The sequence below is a fragment of the Brotocaccenecus cirricatena genome, assembly GCF_020687045.1.
In the GTDB taxonomy this organism is placed as follows: Bacteria; Bacillota; Clostridia; order Oscillospirales; family Oscillospiraceae; genus Vescimonas; species Vescimonas cirricatena.
Map to the genome: position 1 here is coordinate 1 of NZ_JAJEPW010000152.1, position 1,074 is coordinate 1,074.

The 1,074-nt window shown below is 44.1% G+C and carries 2 protein-coding genes and 1 pseudogene; 1 reads left to right on the forward strand and 2 read right to left on the reverse strand.

Annotation, left to right across the window (positions count from 1 at the left end; all coding sequences use genetic code 11):
• Nucleotides 1-153 precede the first annotated feature (153 nt).
• Nucleotides 154-693 (forward strand): DUF3795 domain-containing protein, encoded by a 540-nt coding sequence (locus LKD37_RS17535; protein ID WP_055246193.1) that lies wholly within the window; start codon nucleotides 154-156, stop codon nucleotides 691-693.
• 61 nt (nucleotides 694-754) lie between these two features.
• On the opposite strand, the gene LKD37_RS17540 is transcribed toward LKD37_RS17535, so the two are convergent.
• Nucleotides 755-952 carry a transposon-encoded TnpW family protein gene (locus tag LKD37_RS17540; RefSeq protein ID WP_009320846.1) on the reverse strand — a complete coding sequence of 66 codons (198 nt, stop codon included), beginning with the start codon at nucleotides 950-952 and terminating at the stop codon, nucleotides 755-757.
• Nucleotides 949-1,074: pseudogene (locus LKD37_RS17545) on the reverse strand (ATP-binding protein); the annotation flags it as partial. The gene LKD37_RS17540 and the pseudogene LKD37_RS17545, both read right to left, overlap by 4 nt.

The window sequence follows — 1,074 nt, forward strand, 5'->3', positions numbered from 1 at the left end:
GCGGCTGTCTGTATAGCGGCAAAAGCGTCAAATCTGCTTCTTTATGGTCGGTCAAATCGCCGTTTTTTGTGTAGCAGATGATTGGGATTGCATAGTAGAAAAACTCTTGTTCTTATGGTAAAATGGAGCTAATCAATACAAGGGGGTGTGACAATGAAAGGGTTTGTCCGTAACAATCAGTACCTTTCTCTTTGTGGTCTAAATTGTAAATTATGTCCTATGAATTTGGCAGGGCATTGTTCCGGTTGCGGCGTTGATAATCAAAGTTGTAAAATCGCAAAGTGCAGTATTGAACATGGGAAAATCGAATATTGCTTTCAGTGTACCAGCTTCCCTTGTGACAAATACGCTCATATAGATGATTTTGATTCTTTTATAACTCATCATAATCAAATGAATGACATGGAAAAAGCCAGCCAGATAGGGATTCCCGCCTATAATGCTGAACAGGAAGAAAAGCGCAAATTATTGGATTTCCTCTTGTCACACTATAATGACGGGCGCAGAAAAAATCTATTCTGTGTTGCAGTCAATCTCTTAACGATTAAAGAAATTGAAAATATCTTGCAAACAGTTAAATCCGATAAGGATTTTCAAAGTATGGGGAAGAAAGAACAGGCTTCTGTTATCGCAAAACTGTTGCAGGATATAGCTGCTCCAAAAGGCATTGAGTTGAAACTTCGGAAAAAATAAAGTTGTTACTGATATTCCAGCGGTCATGCTCCCCGGCGTGACCGCTTTTCCATGTCATCACTTATGCGCTGAACGGTGGCGTATGTCCGGCAGCAGCCTCCGCTTCCAGCACTTTCATCATCTTGTCGGCTGCGGTATCGGTTGCGCCCTGCTTGAAGAAGCCGGAAACGGTAAGGACGGAATTGCCCATGCGGATTTCCGTTACACAGTCCGGGCGGCGGTCTGTTTTGGTGGTGCTTGTCTGTTTCGTTTCTGTCATAGGCTCTCCTTTCGCTGCTTCATCAGTTGCTTTAAGCGTTCCAGTTTTTCCTGTGCGGTTTCCTTTCGGAAGTTGCTGCCCGTGAAGCGGACGGGGGCGCACATGGAAGTCAGCCTGTCATA

Bases quoted from the DNA above. Each gene is read 5' to 3' on its own strand.
- LKD37_RS17535 (WP_055246193.1), top strand. From the start codon at position 154: ATGAAAGGGTTTGTCCGTAACAATCAGTACCTTTCTCTTTGTGGTCTA.
- LKD37_RS17540 (WP_009320846.1), bottom strand. From the start codon at position 952: ATGACAGAAACGAAACAGACAAGCACCACCAAAACAGACCGCCGCCCG.